The following is a 3,523-nucleotide window of genomic DNA, read 5'->3' as shown; positions in this document are numbered from 1 at the left end:
GCCACCCTGATGATCGCCGGGAACCTGCCTGGCCGGACCCAGACTCTGTCCCTGGCCGTGTACAGCGCGGTCCAGGCCGGGAACGACGGCCTGGCCAATCGGCTGGTCCTGGTTATTTCCCTGGTCTGTGTGGCCATCCTCTGGGCGGCCAACCGGCTCCTCAAGCCCAAATGGTGAGGGGATTGTTTTCAGGCTGTTACGTTCTGTGATCGGTACGGTTGTAAAAGACGGTATCCACTTTGATTTCCCAAAGGAGGTGTTTCGATGAAAAAGTTTGTCGCATTGGTCTGCAGTTGTCTTCTGTCGTGCATGTTGGCCGGGCCGGCCGCGGCCCAGGAACTGGTTGTTTCCGCGGCCGGATCCCTGACCAACGCCTTTGATGCGGTCAAGACGGAGTTCGAGCGGATCAATCCGGGGGTTCGGATAAGCCCGAACTATGCCTCGTCCGGCGCATTGTATCGTCAGATCGAGCAAGGGGCACCCGTGGATGTCTATGCCTCCGCCGATCAAAAATGGATGAAGGAGATGGTCTCGGCCGGCTTCGTGGACCAAGACGCCGTAAACGACTTCGTGCACAACTCCATCGTGCTGGTGGTTCCTCCGGATCGGTCCGGGAATGTAACTTCCTTGATGGACGTGACCGGGGACCAGGTGCGATTCATCGGTATCGGAAATCCGGATGCCGTTCCCGCCGGAACCTACGCCATGAATTATCTCGTTGAACACGGCCTATGGGAAGGCCTCAAGCCCAAACTGATTTTTGGGGAAACCGTGATGCAGATCGTGGATTATGTACGTCGCGGAGAGGTTGACGCCGGCTTCATTTTCGCCACCGAAGCGAAACGGGCTGGAGACCAGCTCAAGGTCGTGGGCGCTCTCGAGCTGTCCCAGCCCGTGGCGTATCCCATCGCGCCGCTCAAACGCAGCAAGCAGCCGGAGCTCGGCCGCAAGTTCGTCCAGTTCATCCTCTCGAACCAGGGCCAGGAGATCCTGGCCGGATACGGTTTCAGCCAGCCGGAGTAGTCATGTTCGTGGAGTGTCGCGTTGCCGCGCAACTCTCCGGAGCCGGAACGTCCTTCAACCTGGACGTAAACTTCGCAGCCGCCTCTTCTTCCATTGTCCTGTTCGGTCCGTCCGGATCGGGCAAAAGCCTGACCCTGCTGGCCCTGGCCGGTCTGCTCAAACCCGATGACGGACGGATCGTTGTCCAGGGACGGACCTTCCTGGACCACCGAGCGGACGTGAACGTCCCGGCCAGGCAACGCCGAGTGGGGTTCGTTTTCCAGGACTACGCCCTGTTCCCCCATTTGACGGTCAGGGAAAATGTCTCTTTCGGCCTGAAACGGCCGTTCAGGCCTCTTAGCAATGAACAGCGCCGAAAGGTGGACGATCTATTGGAATTGACCGGCATCGCTTCGCTGGCCGACCGGCTTCCGCACCAGATTTCTGGCGGCCAGCGCCAGCGCACGGCCTTGGCCAGGGCCCTGGCCCCAAATCCGGAACTCCTGCTTCTGGACGAACCCTTCGCGGCCCTGGATCAACCCCTGCGGGCCAAAATGCGTCAGGAGCTGGCCCGGATCCGGGAGCACTTTAACGTGCCCATGGTCATGGTCAGTCACGACCTAGCCGACGTGGAGGCCTTTGCCCAGACCTTGGTGGCCCTGGGCCACGGGCGGGTTTTGGAGGTGTTGGAATTCAGAGGAAAATGCGTCCCGGGGGAAAGCCTCGGGGATATACTTGGGCCGTTGTTCGAGGGAGCAGGGGCCTCTGAAACACGGGACGATCATATCCGACACCACCAAGGGCCGATGGCGAGGCCGGTCGCCTAGCCGACATGCACACCTGCTTCGACCTCCTCGCTGTTTGACCTAGCCGACCCAGACAAGAGTATTGAGCACGATCATTGGGTGGCCTCCCAGTCGTCACCAGATGTGTTTGACCTTCATCGACTAGCCCACCCACCTCCATACCGCCGCGGTTCTGCAAGACGTAGCCCGGGCAGTCCGTGACCACGATCTCCACTCCGCCGACTTCCAGATTGGCCATCTTCTTGGCCAGTAGTGTCTTGGAAATGTCCGGGAACTTCCTGAAATAGGATCCGCCGAACAGGCCCATTCCTGGAAATTTCGCGGTCACGGTTCGATCAGGCGGTGCAGGGACCGAAACGATGCAGAAAGGCCGGAGGGAGACCGGCCGTCTACCGCATCCTTTCGGCCAGCAGTTCGGCGATGTGCTTGACCTCCACCGGCTTGCCCGCAGCCTTCATGCCGCCGCGGATCTGCATGACGCAGCCCGGGCAGTCCGTGACCACGGTCTCCACGCCGCCGGCCTCCAGATTGGCCAGCTTCTTGGCCAGCAGGGTCTTGGAAATGGCCGGAAACTTCATGGAATAGGACCCGCCGAATCCGCAGCAGACCTCCTCCTCGTCCGTGGGCACATACTCGTGGACCAGGCCGATGAGTTCGCGAGGGGCCTGATGCACATCCAGCCCCCGGCAGAGATGGCACGGAGCGTGGTACCCGACCTTCTGGCCGGACTTGTCGAACTTCAAGAATGAAACGCCCAGCACGTCATGAACAAAGGAACTGAAGTCGATGACCCGGTCGGCGAACTGGCCGACCTTGGCGGCCATGGCCGTCTCGCCTTCCAGGAGCTTGGGGTATCCGTGCTTGAGATGGGAGGCGCAGGAGGCGCACATGGTCACGATGTAGTCGTAGCCGGCCGGGTCCATGGCCAGGACGTTCTGTCTGGCCACGTCGATGGCGGCCTGCTTCTCGCCCATCATGGCCACGGGCAGGCCGCAGCAGGACTGCTTCATGGGAAAATCCAGCCCGACCCCGCCGTGGGCGGCCATGACCGTGACCGCGGCCTTCATCTGCTCCGGATAGACGAAATCCTGCACGCAGCCGGAAAACAGGGCCACCCTGAGACTGGGCGATTCGACCCTGGGTTTGATCTTCGGCCAATCGTCCCGGAAGGCGCGTTTGGCGATGGTCGGCAGCTTGCGGAAGTCCTGGCCCTTCATGAAGATGGTGGGAAGATGCCGGATGTACTGGCCGTCCTTTTCGGCCAAGGGCTTCTGGGCCCAGCGCATGTTCTTGAGCAGGGTGTGGAACAGGGTCCGGTTTTTGAGAACCATGCCCAGCAGCTTGGACTGAACCGGATGGCCCTCCTCGTCCTGGATGCGGGCGTGAATTTCCTTGATCAGCCGGGGCAGGTCGATGCCGGCGGCGCAGACCTCCTTGCAGGCCCCGCAATTGACGCAATTCTGGACCAGGAACTTGGCCTTGTCCCGGCCGTGGAAGAAATAGGTCATGATCAGGCCGATGGCCCCGATGTAGACGTGGCCGTAGGTGTGCCCGCCCACCAGACGGTAGACCGGGCAGACGTTGGCGCAGGCCCCGCACCGGATGCAGCGCAGAACCTGGGAAAACTCCTTGTCCTTGGCCAGGCCGCTGCGGCCGTTGTCCAGAAAGACCACGTGCATGACCTTTTGGCCGTCGGGGGCGCTCTGGCACTCGTT

At 61.3% G+C, this 3,523-nt stretch carries 4 protein-coding genes; 3 read left to right on the top strand and 1 reads right to left on the bottom strand.

All coding sequences use genetic code 11. From position 1 onward, the window contains the following. The 3 genes from EOM25_13175 to EOM25_13165 all read left to right on the top strand — a co-directional run. On the top strand, positions 1–177 hold a 177-nt coding region (locus EOM25_13175), incomplete at its 5' end, for a molybdate ABC transporter permease subunit (GenBank protein ID NCC26126.1). Positions 178–264: 87 nt separating this feature from the next. Then, entirely contained in the window at positions 265–1,023 is a 759-nt protein-coding gene (gene modA, locus EOM25_13170) for a molybdate ABC transporter substrate-binding protein (GenBank protein ID NCC26125.1), read from the top strand. Positions 1,024–1,025: 2 nt separating this feature from the next. Continuing rightward, positions 1,026–1,829: an ATP-binding cassette domain-containing protein gene (locus EOM25_13165; GenBank protein ID NCC26124.1), complete on the top strand. Its 804-nt coding sequence runs from the start codon at positions 1,026–1,028 to the stop codon at positions 1,827–1,829. 368 nt (positions 1,830–2,197) lie between these two features. Here the strand turns inward: EOM25_13165 and EOM25_13160 are convergent. After that, the coding region (locus tag EOM25_13160) for a (Fe-S)-binding protein (protein NCC26123.1) at positions 2,198–3,523 on the bottom strand (1,326 nt) is incomplete at its 5' end.

Source organism: Deltaproteobacteria bacterium, from assembly GCA_009929795.1.
Taxonomy (GTDB): Bacteria; Desulfobacterota; Desulfovibrionia; order Desulfovibrionales; family Desulfomicrobiaceae; genus RZZR01.
This window is presented reverse-complemented; position numbering and strand designations above follow the sequence as displayed.

Excerpts from the sequence above, each read along its gene's own strand:
- modA (NCC26125.1), top strand. The coding sequence starts at position 265 with ATGAAAAAGTTTGTCGCATTGGTCTGCAGTTGTCTTCTGTCGTGCATG.
- EOM25_13165 (NCC26124.1), top strand. The coding sequence starts at position 1,026 with ATGTTCGTGGAGTGTCGCGTTGCCGCGCAACTCTCCGGAGCCGGAACG.